Source organism: Massilia sp. NBRC 108631 (assembly GCF_059704565.1).
On sequence record NZ_BAAKJE010000127.1, the window covers coordinates 17,733 to 39,523 of the forward strand.

Genomic DNA, 21,791 nt, shown 5'->3' on the forward strand with positions numbered 1-21,791 from the left:
TGGTTCGATGTGGCTGCGCGCGAGGGCGCGATAAGGCCGACATTTTACCGCTTTCACAACGTCGCGCCGAGTTTCGTGCGTTTTTCGTGCCGCTTATTCCGCCAGGAAGGGCAGCAGGTGGCCGAGGAAGGCTTGCGGCGCCTCTTCCATGATGAAATGGCCGCAGTCCGGCACGATGGCACCCTGCAACAACGCGGCCTTGCCCTGCATGGTCAGCAGGGGAGCGTCGTTGGTGGCGTGGTCGGCGCCGATGGCCAGCACCGGCATGGGCAGGGGCCGCTCTGCCCGCTCCAGGTTCTGGCGGATGGTTTCCGGGATCGCGCGGTAATAGGCGAAGCCGGCCCGCAGCGCGCCCGGCGTGGCGTAGGCCTCGGTGTACTCCTCGACGGCCACCTTGTCGCGCTGGTAGGACCATTTGTCGAAGATAAAGCGCAGATACTCGCGTTCCTTGCCGGCGGTGAGCATCTCGGGCAGGTCGGGCACCTGGTTGAACATGAAATGCCAAAGGAAGATATTGTCGGCCGGCGCCACGAAGATGGGCGGCGCGGGCGCCAGGCCGGGGATCACCGCTTCGGTCAGCGCCAGCTTGCGCACCGCCTGCGGGAAGTCGCTGGCCAGCGCGTAGCCCACCCACATGCCGATGTCGTGGCCGGCCACGTCGTAGCGCTCGTGGCCCAGGGCCAGCATGGCGCGGTGCAGGGTGGACGCCACGGCGCCGGTGTCGTAGCCGCCGGCCGGGCGGTCCGAGTGGCCGCTGCCGGGCGGATCGACGGCGATGGACAGGTAGCCTTGCGCGGCCAGCGCCGCCATCACGTGGCGCCAGGCGTACCAGGTTTGCGGCCAGCCCGGGATCAGCAGCACCGGCGTGCCCTGGCCAGAGCTGACGCAATGGATGCGTTGCCCGTCGATGCGGACGTAGCTGTGCGTGAAGGAGGGATCGCTTGGGGAGATGTGGTGCATGGCTTTCTTTCTGTCTAGTTGCGTTGAATTCCCAGCAGACCGTCTATCTGGGCCTGGCTGACCGGCGCGCCGGCGAAGTCGTCGAACACGATGTCCGTGACGGGGATGATGTGGGCATTGATGAAGGCCACGCCTTCGCGCGCGCCCACTTCCTGGTCCTTCAGGCAGCACTCCCATTCCAGCGTGGCCCAGCCGGCGTAGTCGTATTGCGCCAGCTTGGAGAAGATGGCCTTGAAGTCCACCTGGCCGTCGCCCAGCGAGCGGAAGCGCCCGGCGCGGTTTTCCCAGGACTGGTAGCCGCCGTAGATGCCTTGCCGGCCGGTGGGATTGAACTCGGCGTCCTTCACATGGAACATGCGGATATGGTCCCGGTAGATATCGATGAAGTCGAGGTAGTTCAGCTGCTGCAGCACGAAATGGCTGGGATCGAACAGCATCTTGCAGCGCGGGTGGCGGCCCACGCGCTCGTGGAACATCTCGAAGCTGACGCCGTCATGCAGGTCTTCGCTGGGGTGGATCTCGTAGCACAGATTGACGCCTTGTTCCTCGCACACGTCGAGGATGGGCAGCCAGCGCCGCGCCAGTTCGTCGAAGGCGGTTTCGATCAGGCGCGCCGGGCGCTGCGGGAAGGGGAACAGGTAGGGCCAGGCGAACGAGCCGGAGAAGGTGCCCATATTGGCGAGGCCCAGGCGTTTCGATGCCATGGCCGCCAGCTTGATGCGCTCGACGGCCCAGGCCGTGCGCTGTTCCGGCTCGCCGTGCAACGCCGCCGGCGCGAAGCTGTCGCACATGGCGTCGTAGGCGGGATGGACCGCCACCAGTTGGCCGAAGATATGGGTGGTCAGTTCGCTGATGACGAGGCCGTGGCCCGCCAGCATGGCGGTCAGTTCGTCGCAGTAGGCCTGGCTGTGCGCGGCTTGTGCCACGTCGAACAGGCGGGCGTCCCAGGCGGGAATCTGCAGCGCCTTGAAGCCCATGCCCGCCGCCCACGCGGCAATCGAGGGCAGGCTGTTGAAGGGGGCGCGGTCGCTGGCGAATTGTGCCAGGTGCAGGCCGGGTCCATGGATGGTTTTCATATCGGCTCCTATTCTTTGTTGATCGACAAAGAATAGGGTAAATTCCTGGCGCGGTCAAGCGGTCCTTCACCGCAGGCGAGGCGCTATACTGGCCGCCATGATTAATTCGAGGTGGACAATGGCAGGAAGACCGAGGGAATTCGACCGAGCGCTGGCGCTGGAAAAAGCGCGCGACCTGTTCTGGACGCGCGGCTACGAGGGCGTGTCGATGGCCGACCTGGTGGCGGCGCTGGGGATAGCGTCGGCGCGCATCTACGCGGCTTTCGGTTCCAAGGAGCAGCTGTTCCGGGAGGCGGTGGAACTGTATGAAACCGGCGCGGGGGCATTCGCCGAACTGGCGCTGGCCCAGCCGCTGGGTGCGCGCGACGCGATCGCCCGCATGCTGGAGCAGGCCGTGCTGCTGTACACGCGCAGCGGCCAGCCGCAAGGCTGCATGGTGGTCACGGCCGCCACCAACACCAGCGCGGACAATGCCGGCGTGGCCGATTGGCTGGCCAGCCACCGGCGCGCGCGCACGCAGGCCATCGTCGACCGGTTGCGCCTTGCCGGGGAGCAGGGAGAGCTAAAGACAGGCAGCAATGCGCAAGCGTTGGGAGATTATTACGCGGCGCTCCTGCACGGCCTGTCCGTGCAAGCCCGCGACGGCATCGGCGCCGAGCGCCTGCTGGCGCTGATCGGGCCGGCCATGCTGCCCTTGCAACTGGCAGTCCAGGAGAGGCCGTAGTTCAGGGCAGCAAGTCGTCGTCCAGCACTTGCTCGGCGCCGTATGGCGTGTGCGCTGGAAACGCAGAGGCAGGTAGCGCTTTTCAATTCGCGACGGTCCCGATTGGCCGTGGAGATAAGCTGGTCGTCTTTCAAGTCCAGCATGTCGCACCTCCTTTACTTCACGGTAGCAAAGTCCGGCTGGAAGTCTTACTCTCTGGAGATCGGGCCTTAGCGAACCGCTTCGTATTTCTTGAGCAGGCCCGGCAGGCGTTTGCCGCCGGTGTCGCCCAGCCAGGTCCACATGCCTTCCACCGCCGCCTTGTGCTTGCCGTAATAGCCGCGGTTGACCATCAGCCAGAGGGCGCGGGTGCGGTAGGGACGGTCCAGGCGGCCCAGCTCGCCGGCGAAATCCCTGGCCAGCAGGTCGTCCATGTCGCCCGGCGCATTCAGCGAGACGGCGACCGCGTCGACCCTGCCCAGCCGGAGCTTGTCCATGTTGCGGCGGGCGTTGGCGGCGCCGTCGTCGATCAGCATGCCGCCCTCGCGCAGCTCGGCTGCGAACGAGACCCCGTGCGTGACGCCGACCCGCTTACCGCGCAGGAAGCGGGCCGGGTTCTGGTTGGCGGCCGCGCGGTCCGATGCGCGCACATAGAGCATGGTGAACTGTGGCAGGCCGCGGCTGGCGTCGGGCTTGCCGTTCCTGTCGAGGGGGAGCACGATGTGCCCCGTGTCGGCCGGCGGCGTGGTCAGGACCACCGCGTCGACCTGGCCCGCTTCCAGTGCGCCCAGCAGGCGCGCGGTCGGCAGGCGCAAGGGATCGATCGTGCAGCCCTGGCTGGCGGCCATCTCCCGCATCAGTTCGACCATCGCGCCCGGCGCCTTGGGGACGGTGTCCGTGCCGGCGTAGTAGGGCAGGGCGTTTTGCGTGGTGTAGCCTAGCCGCAGGGTGCAGGCATCGGCGGCGGCGGCAAGCAGCAACAGCGTGAGAAGGGCGGTCTTGCGCATGGGGTCCTGGTGAGTGAGACGCATACGGCATCATAACTGTACCCGTCCGGTTCGCAAACGACTGTACCGGTCCGGCCCGTGCGGCCGCGCTTACCATGGGTTTTCCGCCACACACCGAGGAGCCACCATGCTGGAAGAAGCGAGCGCCGTGCTGCACTGCGTGGCGGACAGCGGCTGCGAGAGGCGCCAGGTGCTGCGGCGCAGGGGCGGCGGCAGCGGCCTCGGCATCGACAGCGTGGCGCAAGAGGCGCCGGTGGCGCTGGTGATCAACGGTATCTCGCATGCGGTGATGATGGCCACACCCGCCGACCTGGAGGAGTTCGCCGCCGGCTTCGTGCTGACCGAGGGCGTGGTGGCGGCGCGGTCGGACATCTACGGCATCGAGGTACAGCGGCACGGCGCGGGCTACGAGGTGGCGCTGTCGGTGGCGCAGCAGCATTTCATGCAGATGAAGGAGAAGCGGCGCGCCATGGCCGGACGCAGCGGTTGCGGCGTGTGCGGCATCGAAAGCCTGGCCATGCTGGACCTGGCGCCGGAACCGGTGGCGGCGCCGTGGCGGGGGCGCGACGTGGCGCCGGCAGTGGCGGCGGCGGCGCGCGAACTGGGGCGGCACCAGGCGCTGATGCGCGCCACCGGCGGCGTGCACGCGGCGGCGTGGTGCACGCCGGACGGCGCCATCGCGTCCGTGTTCGAGGACGTCGGACGGCACAACGCGCTGGACAAGCTGATCGGCGCGCTGGCCCTGCAGGGGTGCGATATGCAGGACGGCTTCGTCTTCATGTCCAGCCGCGCCAGCTATGAACTGGCGCGCAAGGCAGCGCGCATGGGCATCCCCATGCTGGCGACCATCTCGGCGCCCAGCTCGCTGGCCATCGACATTGCCGAGCAGGCCGGGCTTAAGCTGGTGAGCTTCTGCCGCCAGGACGGTTGCGTGGAATACACGCTGGTGGGCACGGGCTAGGGCAGAAAATCCTCATCCAGTACCGGTTCGGCGCTGTACGGCGAGTGCGGCATGGCGGCCGCCAGGCCTGTCTCGGTGGCTGCCATGCGCCGCGCGTATTGGTAGCATTGATCCGTTTTTTCGTTCACCACATTGCGCAGGCTGGGACTGCTGGCGATGAGGCGCCTGATTTCGTGCCGTTGCTCCAGCAAGGCTGCCAGCCAGCTGCGCCCTTGAGCAGGTGAGTGAGCACGACCTGCAGTCTGCCTTGTACCTTGTGGCGGCCACGGCTAGCCATGGAGGCGAGTTCGGGAAGCCAGCCATCACAAACATGGTGAACTAACTATTAAGCACAATCGCTGTCCTCGCTGGCGGACGACGTGGTGGCCGCGCAGCGCGTGATCGACGCGCAGGCCGGTAAAGTGGTGCTGGTGGGGCACTCCTGGGGCGGCGCGGTCGTCACGCAAGCTGGCGCCAGCGACAAGGTCAAGGCGCTGGTGTGCGTGGCCGCGTTTGCGCTGTCGGAAGGCGAGGCGCTGGCGTCGAGCGGCAAGAACTACCCGACGCCGGCCGGCGTGCCGACCCTGCAGGAAGGCCCTGCCGGCTTCGTGAGCCTGCCGGGGGCATCGTACGCCGCCAATTTCGCCCAGCATGTGCCGGCCGCCACCACCAGCGTGCTGGGCCGCCACACAGGGCCTGTTCCCGGCCAGGAACTTCGCCGAGCCGGTGACGGTGGCAGCGTGGAAAACCAAGCCGAACTACTACATCGTGGCCGGCAAGGAACGCATGATCGACCCCGGCCTGCAGCATGACTTCGCCAAGAGGATCAATGCCGTCACCACCACCGTGCAGACCAGCCACGTGCCGATGGTGTCGCAGCCCAAGCAGGTTGCCGAGTTGATCCTGGCCGCCGTCAAGCGCTGAGCAAGCCGGGCAGGGGCGTAGTAGAACAGGCTACGCCCAAGTGCTGCGCGCCTGTATAATTTATAGATGGAAAAACTCAGAGATTACGCCCAGATCGTGGCCGAAGCGCGGCGCGGCCAGCTGGTGTTCCCCACCAGCGTGAACGCGGCCCTGCAATTGCAGCAGGCGCTGGCCGATCCCGATTGCCACGTGGAAGACGCGATCCGCAAGGTGCTGGCCGAGCCGGTGCTGGCCGCGCGCGCGGTGGCGCTGGCCAATTCGGCCGTGTTCAGCCGCCTGGGCGGTCCGGTGGTGACCAGCGCGCGCGGCGCGGTGGTGCGGGTGGGGTACCGTAATCTCTATTCGCTGGCGGCGGCCATGGTGGTGCGCCAGTTCGGCGCGCGCATCCGCGATCCCCAGTTGCGTTACAAGGCCGACCAGTTGTGGAAGCATTGCGCCCATGTCGCGTCGCTGTCGCATCTGCTGGCGCGGCACCTGACTCGGGTCGATCCCGACACGGCGTTGTTTGCTGGCATCATGCACGAAGTCGGCGGCTTTTACCTGCTGTCGCGCGCCGACGATTTGCCGGGCCTGCTGGAAGATCCGGACGCCAGCATCGGCGCGCTGCACGAGATCGTCACGCGCGAACTGCTGTCCAAGCTGATGGTGCCGGAGCCGGTGGCAGTGGCGATCGCTTCGCTGCGCGGCGGCGCCATCTCGATTCCCCCGAGCGGGCTGCGCGACACGCTGCTGCTGGCCAAGCGCCTGGCGCCGCTGCGTTCCCCGCTGCCGCTGGCCGACGATACCGTGCTGGCGCGCACCGCAGCGGTGGACGCCTACCTGGTCGGCAATACGCAAATTGACGAGATCCTGCTCGAATCCGCCGAAGAAGCCCGCTCCATGAGCGCGGCGCTGCTGGTGTAAGCCTGCGCCGGTCAGGCGCGTTCAGGCGGGCAGGCTGGCTTCGAGCAGGCGCACCAGGGACTGGATGCCCTCCGAATCGACTTCGTCGAAGCGGTCCGGCAGCGGGCTGTCCAGGTCGAACACGCCGTAGGTGGCGCCGTGGGCGAACACCGGCACCACCAGCTCGGAACGCGAATTGGCGTCGCAGGCGATGTGGCCGGGGAAGGCGTGCACGTCCGCCACCACGATGGGCTCGCCTTTTTCCACGGTGCTGCCGCACACGCCGCGTCCCTTCTTGATGCGGATGCAGGCAGGCTTGCCCTGGAACGGCCCCAGCACCAGTTCGTCCCCCTTGAGGAAATAGAAGCCGGCCCAGTTCAGCCCCGGCATGGTGTTGAAGACCAGCGAGCTGAAGTTGGCCGTGTTGGCGATCACATCGGTTTCGCCGGCCAGCAGGCCTTGCAGCTGTGAACGCAGGTCGGCGTACATGGCACGCTTGGCTTCCGGGGTGTCGGTGCCGTAGGCGGCGTCGCTAATGGCAAAAGTCATAATGTTGCGAAAAATGGGATGGCTGAGGGCAGTATCTTACGCCGCTGCCGCCATGTTTGCCCAACCATGCGCGGCGGCATGGCAAAAATTGGTAATATGGAACAAATTTTACCCACCCACCGAATGCCGTTGTGACTGCCGCTATCAATATCCTTGTCGTGGATGACATCCAGCAAAACCTGGCGGCGGTCGAAGCCTTGCTGGCCCGGCCCGGTTTGCGCCTGCTCAAGGCCGCGTCCGGCGCCGAAGCGCTGGAATTGTTGCTGGTGCACGAGGTGGCGCTGGCGCTGATCGACGTGCAGATGCCGAACATGGACGGCTTCGAGCTGGCCGAGCTGATACGCGGCAGCGAGCGCACCCGCAGCATTCCGCTGATTTTCCTGACCGCCGCCACGCGCGAACCGAGCTACAGCTTCCGGGGCTACGAGGCGGGCGCGGTCGACTTCATGTTCAAGCCCATCGACAGCAAGGCCCTGGTCAGCAAGGTCAAGGTATTTGTCGAACTGCACCAGCAAAAGCAGCAGCTGTCGGCCCAGCTGAAGGAGCTGCAGCACGCGCTGCACCTGAACGAGCTGTTTACCGCCGTGCTGGGACACGACTTGCGCACTCCGCTGTCGGTGGTGATGAACGGCGCCATGCTGCTGCCGATGATGACGGACCACCCGAAAGTGGCGGTTACCGCGCAGCGCATCCAGAGCAGCGCGCGGCGCATGGCCCACATGGTGGACCAGCTGCTGGACCTGGCGCGCATCCGCTCGGGCGACATGCCGCTGCGCCTGGCCGCTGCGGACTACGCCGAGCTGTGCCGCGCGATTGCGGACGAATTCCATGCCGCCGACCAGGCGCAGCGCATCGACCTGGCGTCCAGCGGCGACACCCTCGGCCAGTGCGACGCCGGCATGGTGTCGCAAATCCTGTCCAACCTGGTGGGCAATGCACTGCTGCACGGGGAGGCCGGGCAGCGCGTGCGGGTGGCCATCGATGGCGGCGCCGGCGGGCAGGTGGCCATCCGCGTGGCGAACCAGGGCGTGATCCCGGCACCGCAGCTGGGCTGCCTGTTCGAGCCCTACCAGCAGGGCTGCGACAGCCGCAAAACCGGCCAGGGCCTGGGTCTGGGCCTGTATACGGCGCGCATGTTTGCGCGCGCCCACGGCGGCGACATTGCGGTACAGTCCGATACTGCGCAGGGCACGGTCTTTACCGTGACCATGCCGCGCCAGCCGCACAGCCCACTGAATCCGCAGGAGCAGCAGTCCGCATGAATTCGCCCAGCCCCCAGTTCCCAGGCCAGTTGCCGCACAGCCATCAGCCGCACGGCCAACAGCCGCACAGCTATCAGCCGCACGGCGGCGGCGCCACCGGCCAGCTGGTGCGCGACCTCGACTGGGGCGCCACCGCGCTCGGCCCCATGGCCGGCTGGACGCCGGCGCTGCGCACCACGGTCGACATCCTGCTCAACACCCCGGTCGCGATGGTGCTGATGTGGGGGCCGGAACACGTGATGATCTACAACGACGCTTACGCCGTCATTGCCGGCGCGCGCCATCCGGCCATCCTGGGCGCCACCGTGCCGGCGTCGTGGCCGGAAATCTGGGACTGGAACCGCGAAATCCTGGCGGCCGGCTTCCGCGGCGAGGTGCGCAGCGTGCGGGAGGCGCCGATGACCCTGCTGCGCAACGGCGCGCCCGAGCAGGTCTGGTTCGACATGTACTACACGCCGGTGCGCGACAGCTGCGGCGAGGTGGGCGGTGTGCTGTGCACGGTCAGCGACGTGACGTCCCAGGTGCAGCAGCGCCTGCAGCTTGAGCGCGACAAGGCCGCCAGCGCCGCCACCGAGGAGCGCCTGCGCATGGCGCAGGAAGCCGGCGGCATCGGCAGCTTCGAATGGTTCCCCGCCAGCGGCGAGATGATCGTCTCGACCACGTTCCGCCGCTTGTGGGGCTTGCCCGACGACCAGCAGGTGACGGCGGAATACCTGATCAGCCTGGTTGACGAGCGCGACCGCGCGGTGCTTGGCGTCGAGCGCATGGCGCAGTTCAATCCGCTGGCCTACACCGAATACCGCGTGCGCCGCCCGGACACGGGCGAGCAGCGCTGGCTGGCGCGCCAGGGCGAAGCCGTGGAAGGCGCCACGCCCGAGCAGCGCCGCTACGTGGGCGTGACCTTCGACGTGACCCTGCGCAAGCAGATGGAGCAGGCGCTGCGCGTGAGCCAGGACCGGCTGGCCGCGATTTTCGGCCAGGCCTCGGTGGGCCTGTCCGAGTTGGATCTGAGCGGGCGCTTCCGGCGCGTCAACGGTGCGCTGTGCCAGATGATGGGGCGCAGCGAAGAAGAGATGCTGGGCCTGCACATGGATGACATCATCCACCCGCACGACATGGCCGAGAACCGCGCCCGCGTGGCGCGCCTGCTGGCCAGCGGCACGCCGTTCACCCTGGAAAAACGCTACCTGAAACCGGACGGCGACTGGGTCTGGATCTCCAGCAGCATGAGCCGCCTGGACGACGAGGCCGGCCAGCCGCTGGCGCTGATCGCGGTCAAGACCGATATCACCGAGCGGCGCCGCATCGAGTTGGCGCTGCGCGACCTGAACGATACGCTGGAACAGCGCGTGGGCCGCGAGATCGCCGAGCGCGACAAGGCCGAAGAAGCGCTGCGCCAGTCGCAGAAGATGGAGGCGGTGGGCCAGCTGACCGGCGGCGTGGCGCACGACTTCAACAATGTGCTGCAAATCATCTACGGCAACCTGCACCTGCTGCAGCAGGATGTAGCCGAAGCGAGCCCGGCCCGCAAGCGCCTGAGCATGGCCATCGCGGCGGTGGAACGGGGCGCCAAGCTGTCCTCGCAACTGCTGGCCTTCGCGCGCCGCCAGCCGCTACAGCCGGTGGTGTCCAACCTGGGCCGCCTGGTCGACAATATGGACGAGCTGCTGCGCCGCACGCTGGGGGAAACGGTGGAGGTGGCCACGGTGATCGGCAGCGGCCTGTGGAACACGCTGGTGGATCCGGGCCAGATCGAAAACGTGGTGCTGAACCTGGCCATCAACGCGCGCGACGCCATGCGCGGCGGCGGCAAGCTCACTATCGAGGTGGGCAACGCCATGCTGGACGAGTACTACGTGAACAACCTGCTGGACGTGCCGTCCGGCCAGTACGTGATGCTGTCCGTCACCGACACTGGCAGCGGCATGCCGCCCGAGGTGCTGCGGCGTGCGTTCGAGCCCTTTTTCACCACCAAGCCGGAAGGCGAGGGCACCGGCCTGGGCTTGTCGATGGCCTACGGCTTCGTCAAGCAGAGCAAGGGCCACATCAAGATCTACAGCGAGCCGGGCGAAGGCACCAGCGTCAAGATTTATCTGCCGCGCTCGCTCACCGACGAGACTCAGGAATTGCCCGGCCTGAGCGGCCCGGCCGTGGGCGGCGACGAAACCGTGCTGGTGGTGGAGGACGACCCCGGCGTGCGCGCGGTGGTGCTGGACATGCTGGGCGGCCTGGGCTACCGCTTGCTGCAGGCCGAGAACGGCGAGCAGGCGCTGGCGGTGCTCGAGCGCGAGCCGGTGGACCTGCTGTTTACCGACGTGGTGATGCCGGGCGCCTTGCGCAGCCCGGACCTGGCCTTGGCCGCGCGCGGCATCCAGCCCGACATCGCGGTGCTGTTTACCTCCGGCTATCCGCAGAACGCCATCGTGCACGGCGGCCGCCTGGACGCCGGGCTGGAACTGCTGAGCAAGCCCTACCGGCGCGACGAACTGGCGCGCAAGCTGCGCCACGTGTTCAACAACCGCAGCCAGGAAAAGCTGGCGCGGCAGCACAAGCAGGAGCACGCCAACGATCTGCTGCCGCCGCCGCCGGCCATCGCGCGCAACAGCTCGCTGCGCATCCTGGTGGTGGAGGACAACCTCGATTCGCAGCAGATGGTGTGCGAGCTGATCGGCATGCTGGGTCACACCGTCAGCGGCGTATGCGACGGCGAACGGGCCTGGGAGCTGATGCAGGCGCAGCAGTTCGACATCCTGTTTACCGATATCAGCCTGCCCGGCATGTCCGGCATCGACCTGGCGCGGCGCATGCTGGCGGCCGGCCAGCGCACCCGCATCATCTTTTCCACCGGCTACGGCAAGGAATCGCTCGAGCAGCTGGAGTTCGAGGCCAGCGTGCTGCGCAAGCCCTACGACCTGATGGAACTGAAAGCGGCCCTCGACAATTCCTAGCGTTTCCGCCGTCCTCCTACGGTGACGGTAGGCCTGCTCCTATGGCGCCCGCCTCATCCGGCGCGTACAGTGCTGGTAACGACAGGGAGGCGGTGCCTATGGTTACCAGCAGCAAAACCGCTGCGCAGAAAAAGCGCGCCAGGCAGGCCGCCGCAGCGCGCACACGGCTGATCGGCCGCCTGCTGCGCCGCGTGTTCGGCGTGGAGCAATTGCGCCCGGGCCAGCGCGAGGTCATCGACAGCGTGCTGGAGGGCCGCAACACCTTGGCCGTCATGCCCACCGGCAGCGGCAAGTCGCTGTGCTACCAGATTCCCGCGTCCATCCTGCCCGGCACCACGGTGGTGGTGTCGCCGCTCATTTCGCTGATGCAGGACCAGCTCGACAAGCTGGAAGAGATCGGCATCCGCGCCGCACAGGTCAACAGCAGCCTGCCGCGCGAGGAGGAGCTCGAAGCGCTGGCCAGCATCCGCGCGCGCAGCAGCGACATCGTGTTCTGCACGCCGGAACGCCTGGCCACGCCGGAGTTCCGGGCGTTGCTGCAAGCGACCGACATCGACCTGATCGTCATCGACGAGGCCCACTGCGTGTCGCAGTGGGGCCATGATTTCCGCCCGGCCTATCTCGAGCTCGGCGCGGCGGTGAAGGCGCTGGGACGGCCGCCGGTGCTGGCGCTGACGGCCACCGCCACCAGCGAGGTGGTGGACGACCTGGCCGGGCAGCTGGGCGTAAAGAACTTGAACGTCATCAATACCGGCATCTACCGCCCGAATCTGCACTATAGCGTGCTGCAGATCACCAACCCGGACGAGCAGCTGGAGCAGGCGCTGGCGCTGGTGCAGCGCGCGCGCGGTTCGGGCATCGTCTACACCGCCACGGTGAAGGCGGCCGAGACACTGCATGCGCTGCTGGATGCGGCCGGCGAGAGCGTGGCGCTGTATCACGGCCGGCTGCCGGCGCAGCAGCGCAGGGACAGCCAGGAGCAGTTCATGCAAGGCGAGCGGCGCGTGATGGTGGCCACCAACGCCTTCGGCATGGGCATCGACAAGGCCGACGTGCGCTTCGTGCTGCACCTGCAGGTGCCTGCCAGCCTCGAAGCCTATTACCAGGAGTCGGGCCGCGCCGGGCGCGATGGCGAGCCTGCCGATTGCACGCTGCTGTACTTCCAGCACGACAAGCGGCTGCAGCAGTTCTTCCTCGTCAAGAGTCACCAGCAGAGCGAGAAGCAGCAGCGCGACCGCGAGGCGCTGGAGCTGATGGTCGGCTACGCGCAAAGCGGCTACTGCCGCTGGAAGCTGCTGCTCGACTATTTCGGCGACACCGCGCCGGGCTTCGAGCAGTGCGGCTGCTGCGACAATTGCCAGGCGCCGCCGCAGGTCGAACTTGAACCAGGAGAACAGTTCGCCGCCGCGCCCGAGCCCGGCGCCGTGCAGGCGGTCTTTGCCGTTGGCAGCCGCGTCCGGGTGCCCAGGTTCGACGTGGGCACCGTGCTGTCCGTGGCGGGCGACCAGGTCACCATCGAATTTCCGGAAAACACCACCAAGACTTTCATGGCCGAGTTCGTTGAGCCCGCCTAGGCCGGCTATGTGCGGAAGCGGACAGAAAAACCGCTGAAAGCTTGGCTACAATGATGCCATTCCGTTACAGGAGCGTGGCATGTCCGATATGGTGGTGGTCCGCAAGGAAGGGCTGTACTGTGTGCCCGGCGACTTCTACATCGACCCCTGGCGGCCGGTGGCCAGGGCCGTCATCACGCACGCGCATGCCGATCATGCGCGCATCGGCCATGGCCACTACCTGGCCGCTGCGTCCGGCGTCAACATCCTCAAGTCGCGCCTGGGCGCCATCAATATCCAGGGCCTGGAGTACGGCGTCCAGGTGGTGCACAACGGCGTGCACATCTCGCTGCATCCGGCCGGGCACGTGCTGGGCTCGGCGCAGGTGCGCATGGAACATCGCGGCGAAGTGTGGGTGGCCTCCGGCGACTACAAGGTGGAAGCCGATGCCACATGCGCGCCGTTCGAACCGGTGCGCTGCGACACCTTCATCACGGAGTCCACCTTCGGCTTGCCGATCTACCGTTGGCAGCCGCAGGAAGAGGTCTATGCCGACATCAACGGCTGGTGGGCGCGCAACGCGGAGCAAGGCAGGGCCAGCGTGCTGCTGGGCTACTCCTTCGGCAAGGCGCAGCGCATGCTGAGCGGACTCGATCCGTCCATCGGCACCATCATTTGCCACGGCGCGGTGGAACCGCTGAACCGGGTCTACCGCGAAGCCGGCGTGGCGCTGCCGGAAACACGCATGGTGAGCGAGGTGGCCAAGGCGGAAATCCGGCGTTCCATCGTGCTGGCGCCGCCGTCGGCGGCCGGCTCGCCGTGGATCAAGCGCTTCGGCGACTACAGCGACGCCTTCGCCAGCGGCTGGATGCTGCTGCGCGGCGCGCGCCGGCGGCGCGGCGTGGACCGCGGCTTCGTGCTGTCGGACCACGCGGACTGGCCCGGGCTGATGTCCGCCATCAGGGCCACCGGCGCGCAGCGCGTGATTGTCACGCACGGTTCGATACCGGTGATGGTGCGCTGGCTGTGCCAGAACGGCCTGGAGGCCAGCGGCTTCGATACCGAGTACGGCGACGACGAGGCGGAGGATGCCGGCGCGGCGGCGCTGGCAGAGAGCACGGGGACGGAGGCCGCGCATGCGTGAATTTGCCCGCTTGTACGCCGAACTGGACGAGACCACCGCCACCAGCCGCAAGCTGGAGGCGCTGCAAGCCTATTTCGGCAGCGCGGCGCCGCAGAACGCCGCGTGGGCGGTGTACTTCCTGGCCGGCGGCAAGCCGCGCCAGGCGGTGCCGGTGAAGCTGCTGCGGCAGTACGCCACCGAGTTTGCGGGGCTGGACGAGTGGCTGTTCGACGAGTGCTACCACGCGGTGGGGGACCTGGCCGAGACCATCGCCCATATCCTGCCTGCGCCGCGCCGGCGCAGCGACGTGGGGCTGGCCGAATGGGTGGAGCAGCGCATCGCGCCCCTGCGCGGCGCGGCGCCCGAGACCATCCGCGACGCGCTGTTCGGCTATTGGGACGAACTGGAAACGCGCGAGCGCTTCCTGCTGGCCAAGCTGATAGGCGGCGGCTTCCGCGTCGGCGTCTCGCGCCTGCTGGTGACGCGCGCGCTGAGCGCCATCGCGTCGGTGGACAGCAAGCTGGTGGCGCAGCGGCTGATGGGCTGGACCGATGGCCGTGTCAGCCCCACGGCACAAGGCTTTTTGCAACTGGTGAGCGCGCAGTCGGCCGACGAGCACGCGCAGCGCGGCGGCCAGCCCTATCCCTTCTTCCTGGCACACCAGCTCCAGGCGGCGCCCGAGTCGCTCGGGGCGCTGGAGGACTGGCAGGTGGAATGGAAGTACGACGGCATGCGCGCGCAGCTGGTGAGCCGGGAGGGCAAGAACTGGCTGTGGTCGCGCGGCGAGGACTTGATCACCGACCGCTTCCCCGAACTGGCCGCGCTGCGCCTGCCCGAAGGCACGGTGCTCGACGGCGAAATCCTGATCTGGCGCGGCGCCGCCGGCGCGCCCGCGCTGGCCCCGGCGCCCTTCGCCGAACTGCAAAAGCGCATCACGCGCAAGACCGTGTCGGCGCGCATGCAGGGCGAGCTGCCGGCGGTGCTGGTGGCCTACGACCTGCTGGAACTGGACGGCGCCGATTTGCGCGGCCAGCCGCAGCGCCAGCGGCGCGCGCTGCTCGAGCAGCTGGTGGCGCGGCTGGACCTGCCGCAGCTGCGCCTGTCGCCGCTGGTGCAGGCCGCCAGCTGGGAAGAACTGGCGCGGATGCGCGCCGAGTCGCGCGCGCGGGGCGTGGAGGGACTGATGCTGAAGGCTGCGGCGGCGCAGTACGGCGTGGGGCGCACCAAGGATATCGGCACGTGGTGGAAGTGGAAGATCGACCCGTACTCGGTGGACGCGGTGTTGATCTACGCGCAGGCCGGCCACGGGCGCCGGGCCTCGCTGTACACCGACTACACCTTTGCCGTGTGGGACGGCGAGGGCGGCGCGGACGGCGCACGCCAGCTGGTGCCGTTCGCCAAGGCGTACTCCGGCCTGACGGACGCCGAGATCGCGCAGGTGGACAATGCGATCCGGCGCACCACGATAGAAAAGTTCGGGCCGGTGCGCAGCGTCAAGCCCAGCATGGTGTTCGAGATCGGCTTTGAAGGCATTGCGCTGTCGCCGCGCCACAAGTCCGGCATCGCGGTACGCTTCCCCCGTATCCTGCGCCGCCGCGACGATAAGACCATCGACGACGCCGACACGCTGGAAACGCTCAAGGGCTTGCTCGGCGGCAGCGGCCCCGCATGAACGCCCCGCGCCCCCGGCGCCTGCCCCCACGTCGCAGCGCCGCCGCTGCGCCCCCTGCCGTGGCCGATGCCGCCGCAGCGGCGGGGCCAGCGTCCTTCTCCGGCCAGGCACCCGCCGCAAGTGCGGGGGCGGCGCCTACCCGCCGCGCCGGCCCGGCTGCTGTTGCCGCCATTGCCGCTGCGCCTGCCGACATCGATGCCTGGTTTGCACAGCGCGGCTGGAGCGTGTTCCCGTTCCAGCGCGAAGTCTGGCACACCGCGCTGGCCGGCGACTCCGGCCTGCTGCATGCCACCACCGGTTCCGGCAAGACCTACGCGGTCTGGTTCGCCGCCTTGCTGCGCGCAGGCGGCAGCGTGGGGGCAGGCGTCTTCCCGGGTGCGCGGCTGCGCCGCAAGGCCGGCCTGCGCGTGCTGTGGATCACCCCGATGCGCGCGCTGGCCGCCGACACGCTGCGCGCGCTGCAATCGTCGGCCGCCGAACTGGCCCCCGGCTGGGAAATCGGCGCCCGCACCGGCGACACCACGTCCAGCCAGCGCGCGAGCCAGGCCAAGCGGCTGCCCGACGCACTGGTCACCACGCCCGAGAGTCTGACCCTCATGCTCAGCAAGCCGGACGCCGCCGAACAGTTCGCGCTGCTGGACATGGTGGTGGTCGACGAGTGGCACGAACTGATGGGCAACAAGCGCGGCGTGCAGGTCCAGCTTGCGCTGGCACGGCTGCGGCAATGGAACGCCGGCCTGGTGGTGTGGGGCCTGTCCGCCACGCTGGGCAACCTGGGCCGCGCCAGGGAGGTGCTGCTCGGCGAGGGCCGCGGCGTTGTCGTGGAAGGCCGGCTGCGCAAGGACCTCGTCATCGATACGCTGATCCCCGACCAGCCGTCGCGCTTTCCGTGGGCCGGCCATCTTGGCATCCAGATGCTGCAGCCGGTGATCGCCGAGATCGAGCAGCACGCCACTACGCTGGTGTTTACCAACACGCGCTCGCAGTCCGAGCTGTGGTACCAGAACCTGCTGGACGCCCGCCCCGACTGGGCCGGCCTGATCGCGCTGCATCACGGCTCGCTGGACCGGGAGGTGCGCGAATGGGTGGAGCAGGGCCTGAAGAGCGGTGCGCTGAAGGCCGTGGTCTGCACTTCCAGCCTCGATCTCGGCGTGGACTTCCTGCCGGTGGAACGCGTGCTGCAGATCGGCAGCGCCAAAGGCGTGGCGCGCCTGCTGCAGCGCGCGGGACGTTCCGGCCATGCGCCCGGCCGCGCCTCGCGCATCACGCTGGTGCCCACGCACAGCCTGGAACTGCTGGAGGCGGCCGGCGCCAGGCGGGCCGTGGCGGCGCGCCAGATCGAGTCGCGCGTGGCACCGGACAAGCCGCTCGACGTGCTGGTGCAGCACCTGGTCACCGTGGCGGCGGGCGGCGGTTTCCGTTCGGCCGAACTGCTGGCCGAAGTGCGCAGCGCCTGGTCCTACCGCGCGCTGACGGAAGACGAATGGCAATGGGCGCTGGACTTCGTGGCGCGCGGCGGCCAGAGCCTGACGGTTTATCCTGAGTACCGCCGCGTGCTGCAGGACGAGGAAGGCGTGTACCGCGTGCCGGACGCGGCCATCGCGCGCCGCCACCGCATGGGCATCGGCACCATCGTTTCCGAGGCCAGCATCCAGGTGAAGTTCATGAGCGGCGGGCGGATCGGCACGGTGGAGGAGTCGTTCATCTCGCGGCTGCACAAGGGCGACCACTTCCTGTTCGGCGGGCGCATCCTGGAATTCGTGCGGGTCCATGAAATGACGGCCTACGTGAAGCGCGCCACCGGCGGCAAGGGCGCGGTGCCGCGCTGGCAAGGCGGCAAGATGCCGCTGTCGTCCGAACTGGCGCACGCGGTGCTGGAGCAGATGCGCCACGCCACGCTGGGCCGCTATGAAGGCCCGGAAATGCAGGCCGTGCGCCCGCTGCTGGCAGTGCAGCAGCGCTGGTCCGCCTTGCCCACGCCGGAACGCACCGTGGTCGAGACCATGCACAGCCGCGAAGGCAGGCACCTGTTCATCTATCCCTTCGCCGGGCGCGCCGTGCACATCGGCCTGGCCTCGCTGCTGGCCTGGCGCGTGGCGCGGCGGCAGCCTGCCACGTTCTCGATCGCGGTCAACGACTACGGCTTCGAGTTGCTGGCGCAGGAGGGGGCGGACGCGGGCGCGCCGGACTGGCAGAGCGTGTTCGGCGCCGCTGAGGGCAAGGACACGCCGCTGTTCTGCACGGACCATCTGCTGGAGGATGTGCTGGCCAGCCTGAACGCGTCGGAGCTGTCGCAGCGCCGCTTCCGCGAGATCGCGCGCATCGCCGGGCTGGTATTCCAGGGTTATCCCGGCCAGCCGAAAAGCGCGCGCCAGCTGCAGGCCTCGTCCTCGCTGTTTTTCGAAGTCTTCCGCAAGCACGACGCGGGCAACCTGCTGCTCACGCAGGCGCAGCGCGAAGTGCTGGAACAGGAACTGGAGCTGCAGCGGCTGCGGGAGACCTTGCTGGAACTGCAGCGGCGCAGCGTGTCCTTCCACGCCGTGCCGCGCGCCACGCCGCTCGGCTTCGCGCTGATGGTGGAGCGCTTCCGCGAAAAGCTCTCCACCGAGAAGTTGTCGGACCGCGTGGCGCGCATGCTGCGCGAACTGGAAAAGGCGGCCGGACCATGAGCGGCGGGTGGGCCTCGCTGGCCGTCCCAGAAGGTGCTTGCGCCGTCGAGCTGGCCGGCGAGCAGGTGCTGCTGCTGCCGCAGAAGGCGCTGTACTGGCCGCGCATGCGTCTGCTGGCGGTGGCCGATATCCATTTCGGCAAGGCTGCATCGTTCCGTGCCCTGGGCGTGCCGGTCCCGCGCGGCACCACGACGGAAAACCTTGCGCTGCTGGACCTGCTGCTGGCTGCGCACGATGTGGCGCACGTGGTGTTCCTGGGCGACTTCCTGCACGCCAGGTCTGCGCATGCGCCTGCCACCTTGGCCGTGCTGTCCGAGTGGCGGACGCGGCGTCCGGCGCTGCGCCTGACGCTGGTGCGCGGCAACCACGATTTGCGCGCGGGTGACCCGCCGCCGCAATTGGGCCTCGAGCTGGTCAACGAGCCGCACTGGCTGGCGCCGTTTGCGTTCTGCCACCATCCCGAGTTGGCCGAGCCAGCCGCACCGGGCTATGTGCTGGCCGGCCATGTGCATCCGGTGTTCCACCTGGCCGCGCGCGGCGACGCGCTGCGCCTGCCTTGCTTCCTGATAGGCGAACAGCGCGCCGTGCTGCCGTCATTTGGCGCCTTTACCGGCGGGCACGCGGTGCGGCCCGCTGCCGGCGAACGGGTGTTCCTGGTGGCTGGCGACATGGTGCTGGCGCACGCAAAATTGACCGTTGGAAGGTAAGAAAAACTCAGTCACGAAATGCGGGACAGTTCCTACAGGGTGTGCTGCATGCGTCCTATGTGCGCTGCCAAATCATTGCACTACCATGAGTTTCCCTATCCATTTCAAGGAGACTATCATGGCTTCATCGAATCAAGGCAAGGATCAGGACAACAAAGGCTCGCAGGCCAGCAACCAGGGCGCTAGCCAGGGTAGCAAACAAAGCAGCTCGCAATCGAGCAAGCAAAGCGGCGACACCAGCAACCGCGGTTTCGCGTCGATGGATCCGGAGCGCCAGCGTGAAATCGCAGCCGAAGGCGGCCGCGCTGCTCACGAAAAAGGCACCGCCCACGAGTTTACTTCGGAAGAGGCCCGCCGCGCTGGCAGCATGAGCCACAAGAACGACCAGAGCAGCCAAAGCAGCTCGGGCAGTTCGCGTAGCGGCGCTGGCGGCGGCAACGAGGGCAGCAGCAACCAGGGCGGCTCGCGTGGCGGCTCCGGCGGTAACCGCTAACGGCAAGTCTGACCAGCAAAGCCGTTTCAAGAATATCCTGATTCATACTTAGCCCTGCCTGGCTCCGGTGCACCGGAGCCAGGCAGTTCTTTTTTTTGGCAACCGCTTGGCGTGTGTAACCAGAGTGCAAAGGAACATATCGTAATGTAACAAGTTCATTGTCGTGATTGACTCCGCAAATGATAATCATTATCATTCTCAGTCTCTCCAGTCACTATCATGAAAGCATACAGTGAGCGCACCCTCCAATGCCGGCCGAGCCTTGTGGCTGAAGAACCTGCACCAATGGCATTGGATCAGCTCCGCACTGTGCCTGCTGGGCATGTTCTTGTTCAGCATTACCGGCATCACGCTAAACCACGCGTCGCAGATCGAAGCCAAGCCCAGCGTGGTGCGCAAGCAGGCCGAGGCGCCCGCCGCGCTCACGGCCGAGCTGAAAAAGTTCGCCGAGGCCAACGACGGCGAAAAAGCGCCGCTGCCCGCCGCCGCCGAACGCTGGCTGCGCGACACCTGGTCGGTCAAGGCGGGCGGACGCAGCGCCGAATGGTCGGTGGACGAGGTCTACCTGCCGCTGCCCAAGGCCGGCGGCGACGCGTGGGTGCGCATCGGCCTGGAGGACGGGGCCGCCGAATTCGAGAATACCGACCGTGGCTGGGTGTCCTGGCTGAACGATGTCCACAAGGGCCGCAATACCGGCGCGGCGTGGAACTGGTTTATCGACATTTTCGCCGGCGCCTGCCTGGTGTTTTGCATCACCGGCCTGCTGATCCTGAAATTCCACGCCGCCAACCGGCCGTTTACCTGGCCGATGGTCGGACTGGGCATCCTGATTCCTTTTGTCATCGCACTGCTGTTCATCCACTAATAAGAAATAAGGGCACCCCATGAAATTACGCTACTCCATCGCTGCCGCCATTCCCCTGCTCAGCGCCCAGGCCATGGCGGCCGACCTGGCACTCAAGCTGGAAATCCCGCAACTGAACGTGGCTGAATACCACCGCCCGTACATTGCGGCGTGGCTGGAAAACGCGGACCAGAAAGTGGTGGCCAACCTGGCTGTGCTGTACGACACCAAGAAGAAGGACAACGCCGGCACCAAGTGGCTCAAGGACATGCGCCAGTGGTGGCGCAAGAGCGGCCGCGACCTGGCCATGCCGATGGACGGCGTGAGCGGCGCGACCAAGTCGCCGGGCGAACACACGCTGAATTTCCCGCTGTCGAAGGACGGCCTGGACAAGCTGCCGGCCGGCCAGTACCACCTGCTGGTGGAAGTGTCGCGCGAAGCGGGCGGCCGCGAAGTGGTGAAGGTGCCGCTGACCTGGCCGCTGAAGCCGGCGCAAGTGGCCAGCACCAAGGGCAAGGAAGAAGTCGGCACTGTTGCCGTTCAACTCAAATAATAAGAGACCGCTCCATGAAACCAAGCAAATTGTTGTTGGCCGCCGCGCTGGCCGGCCTGGCCCTGAACGCCTCCGCCCACAAGCCGTGGCTGCTGCCGTCGTCCTCGCTGGTGGACGCGAAAGAGCCGTGGGTGACGGTGGACGCCGCCATCTCCGAAGGCTTGTTCGACATCGACCACGTGCCGCTGAAACTGGACGCCATCGTGGTGACCGGCCCGGACGGCGCCAAGGTGGACTTGCAGAACGCCAGCACCGGCCGCCTGCGCAGCACCTTCGACGTGAAGATGGGCAAGCCCGGCACCTACCGCATCGCCATGGTGCAGCAGAACGTCTCCGGCAGCTACAAGCTGAACGGCGAGATGAAGCGTTTCCGCGGCACGGAAGACACCCTGGCCAAGGACGTGCCGGCCGATGCGCAGGAAGTCAAGCTGACCCGCACCGCCAGCCGCCTGGAGACGTTCGTGTCGGCCAATTCGACCGACATGGCCGTGTTCAAGCCTAGCGGCGTGGGCCTGGAAATGGTGCCGGTGACGCACCCGAACGACCTGCGCGCGGGCGAGAAGGCCACCTGGCGTTTCCTGCTGGACGGCAAGCCGGCGGCCAACCAGGCATTCAGCCTGATCCCCGGCGGCGTGAAATACCGCGGCACGCTGGGCGAAGTGCGCCACGTTACCGACGCCAAGGGGGAGATCACGTTCACGCTGCCGGAAGCCAATATGTACCTGGTGACCGCCAGCTGGCCAGCCGCCGCCGCACCGGCGCCCGGCCAGCCGCCGCAAATGCCGCCGCGCCGCGCCACCTACGGCGCCACCGTGGAAGTGCTGCCACAGTAAGCCCAACCGGCCTGAGCCGCATCCCCCCACTTCGGGGTCTGACCCCGAAGTGGGGGGGATGCGGCTCAGCTTGCCTTATTTTGTGGCGGCCTC

The 21,791-nt window shown here is 67.5% G+C and carries 19 protein-coding genes and 2 pseudogenes; 16 read left to right on the top strand and 5 right to left on the bottom strand.

The window, feature by feature from the left end; all coding sequences use genetic code 11:
- Window positions 1-93: 93 nt before the first annotated feature.
- Both AC6H42_RS14110 and AC6H42_RS14115 read right to left on the bottom strand, forming a co-directional pair.
- Window positions 94-960, bottom strand: coding sequence for an alpha/beta fold hydrolase (locus AC6H42_RS14110; protein ID WP_497548316.1), 867 nt, complete (start codon window positions 958-960; stop codon window positions 94-96).
- A gap of 14 nt (window positions 961-974) precedes the next feature.
- Entirely contained in the window at window positions 975-2,036 is a 1,062-nt protein-coding gene (locus tag AC6H42_RS14115) for a sugar phosphate isomerase/epimerase family protein (protein WP_497548317.1), read from the bottom strand.
- 118 nt (window positions 2,037-2,154) lie between these two features.
- On the opposite strand from AC6H42_RS14115, the gene AC6H42_RS14120 reads away from it, so the two are divergent.
- Complete coding sequence (locus AC6H42_RS14120) at window positions 2,155-2,760, top strand: TetR/AcrR family transcriptional regulator (protein WP_497548318.1); 606 nt, start codon at window positions 2,155-2,157, stop codon at window positions 2,758-2,760.
- Between the two features lie 209 nt (window positions 2,761-2,969).
- Here the strand turns inward: AC6H42_RS14120 and AC6H42_RS14125 are convergent, their stop codons facing one another.
- Window positions 2,970-3,770: a substrate-binding periplasmic protein gene (locus tag AC6H42_RS14125; protein WP_497548319.1), complete on the bottom strand. Its 801-nt coding sequence runs from the start codon at window positions 3,768-3,770 to the stop codon at window positions 2,970-2,972.
- A gap of 103 nt (window positions 3,771-3,873) precedes the next feature.
- Between AC6H42_RS14125 and fdhD the strand changes: the two genes are divergently transcribed.
- Window positions 3,874-4,707 (top strand): formate dehydrogenase accessory sulfurtransferase FdhD, encoded by an 834-nt coding sequence (gene fdhD / locus AC6H42_RS14130; protein WP_497548320.1) that lies wholly within the window; start codon window positions 3,874-3,876, stop codon window positions 4,705-4,707.
- On the opposite strand, the pseudogene AC6H42_RS14135 reads toward fdhD, so the two are convergent.
- Window positions 4,704-4,913: pseudogene (locus tag AC6H42_RS14135) on the bottom strand (DUF29 family protein); the annotation flags it as partial. The gene fdhD and the pseudogene AC6H42_RS14135 overlap by 4 nt on opposite strands.
- Window positions 4,914-5,117: 204 nt before the next feature.
- On the opposite strand from AC6H42_RS14135, the pseudogene AC6H42_RS14140 reads away from it, so the two are divergent.
- From AC6H42_RS14140 to AC6H42_RS14150, 3 genes and pseudogenes are all read left to right on the top strand, one after another.
- Window positions 5,118-5,216: pseudogene (locus AC6H42_RS14140) on the top strand (alpha/beta hydrolase); the annotation flags it as partial.
- A gap of 121 nt (window positions 5,217-5,337) precedes the next feature.
- On the top strand, window positions 5,338-5,610 hold the full coding sequence (locus tag AC6H42_RS14145; RefSeq protein ID WP_497548321.1) for an alpha/beta fold hydrolase: 273 nt from the start codon (window positions 5,338-5,340) through the stop codon (window positions 5,608-5,610).
- A gap of 66 nt (window positions 5,611-5,676) precedes the next feature.
- Window positions 5,677-6,513, top strand: a complete 837-nt coding sequence (locus AC6H42_RS14150) for an HDOD domain-containing protein (RefSeq protein ID WP_497548322.1) — start codon at window positions 5,677-5,679, stop codon at window positions 6,511-6,513.
- Window positions 6,514-6,534: 21 nt separating this feature from the next.
- On the opposite strand, the gene AC6H42_RS14155 is transcribed toward AC6H42_RS14150, so the two are convergent.
- On the bottom strand, window positions 6,535-7,041 hold the full coding sequence (locus AC6H42_RS14155) for a GAF domain-containing protein (RefSeq protein ID WP_497548323.1): 507 nt from the start codon (window positions 7,039-7,041) through the stop codon (window positions 6,535-6,537).
- Window positions 7,042-7,172: 131 nt separating this feature from the next.
- Here AC6H42_RS14155 and AC6H42_RS14160 point away from each other — a divergent pair, with 131 nt between their 5' ends.
- From AC6H42_RS14160 to AC6H42_RS14210, 11 genes are all read left to right on the top strand, one after another.
- Window positions 7,173-8,303 carry a hybrid sensor histidine kinase/response regulator gene (locus AC6H42_RS14160; RefSeq protein WP_057157663.1) on the top strand — a complete coding sequence of 377 codons (1,131 nt, stop codon included), beginning with the start codon at window positions 7,173-7,175 and terminating at the stop codon, window positions 8,301-8,303.
- Window positions 8,300-11,251 carry a hybrid sensor histidine kinase/response regulator gene (locus AC6H42_RS14165; RefSeq protein ID WP_082552121.1) on the top strand — a complete coding sequence of 984 codons (2,952 nt, stop codon included), beginning with the start codon at window positions 8,300-8,302 and terminating at the stop codon, window positions 11,249-11,251. The genes AC6H42_RS14160 and AC6H42_RS14165 overlap by 4 nt, the downstream gene beginning before the upstream one ends.
- Window positions 11,252-11,349: 98 nt before the next feature.
- Entirely contained in the window at window positions 11,350-12,825 is a 1,476-nt protein-coding gene (locus tag AC6H42_RS14170; RefSeq protein WP_497548324.1) for a RecQ family ATP-dependent DNA helicase, read from the top strand.
- A gap of 79 nt (window positions 12,826-12,904) precedes the next feature.
- Window positions 12,905-13,948, top strand: a complete 1,044-nt coding sequence (locus tag AC6H42_RS14175; protein WP_497548325.1) for a ligase-associated DNA damage response exonuclease — start codon at window positions 12,905-12,907, stop codon at window positions 13,946-13,948.
- Complete coding sequence (locus AC6H42_RS14180; protein WP_057157667.1) at window positions 13,941-15,599, top strand: ATP-dependent DNA ligase; 1,659 nt, start codon at window positions 13,941-13,943, stop codon at window positions 15,597-15,599. Before AC6H42_RS14175 ends, AC6H42_RS14180 begins: the two co-directional genes overlap by 8 nt.
- Complete coding sequence (locus tag AC6H42_RS14185; RefSeq protein ID WP_497548326.1) at window positions 15,596-18,268, top strand: ligase-associated DNA damage response DEXH box helicase; 2,673 nt, start codon at window positions 15,596-15,598, stop codon at window positions 18,266-18,268. Before AC6H42_RS14180 ends, AC6H42_RS14185 begins: the two co-directional genes overlap by 4 nt.
- On the top strand, window positions 18,265-18,975 hold the full coding sequence (gene pdeM, locus AC6H42_RS14190; protein ID WP_497548327.1) for a ligase-associated DNA damage response endonuclease PdeM: 711 nt from the start codon (window positions 18,265-18,267) through the stop codon (window positions 18,973-18,975). Before AC6H42_RS14185 ends, pdeM begins: the two co-directional genes overlap by 4 nt.
- Before the next feature lie 118 nt (window positions 18,976-19,093).
- A complete protein-coding gene (locus AC6H42_RS14195; protein ID WP_057157669.1) occupies window positions 19,094-19,468 on the top strand; it encodes a KGG domain-containing protein in 375 nt (124 codons plus the stop codon).
- A 232-nt stretch (window positions 19,469-19,700) separates the two neighbouring features.
- Complete coding sequence (locus tag AC6H42_RS14200; RefSeq protein ID WP_057157670.1) at window positions 19,701-20,333, top strand: PepSY-associated TM helix domain-containing protein; 633 nt, start codon at window positions 19,701-19,703, stop codon at window positions 20,331-20,333.
- 19 nt (window positions 20,334-20,352) lie between these two features.
- Window positions 20,353-20,865 (top strand): DUF2271 domain-containing protein, encoded by a 513-nt coding sequence (locus tag AC6H42_RS14205; RefSeq protein WP_057157671.1) that lies wholly within the window; start codon window positions 20,353-20,355, stop codon window positions 20,863-20,865.
- A gap of 14 nt (window positions 20,866-20,879) precedes the next feature.
- Window positions 20,880-21,698 carry a DUF4198 domain-containing protein gene (locus AC6H42_RS14210; RefSeq protein WP_057157672.1) on the top strand — a complete coding sequence of 273 codons (819 nt, stop codon included), beginning with the start codon at window positions 20,880-20,882 and terminating at the stop codon, window positions 21,696-21,698.
- The last annotated feature ends 93 nt before the right edge of the window (window positions 21,699-21,791 follow it).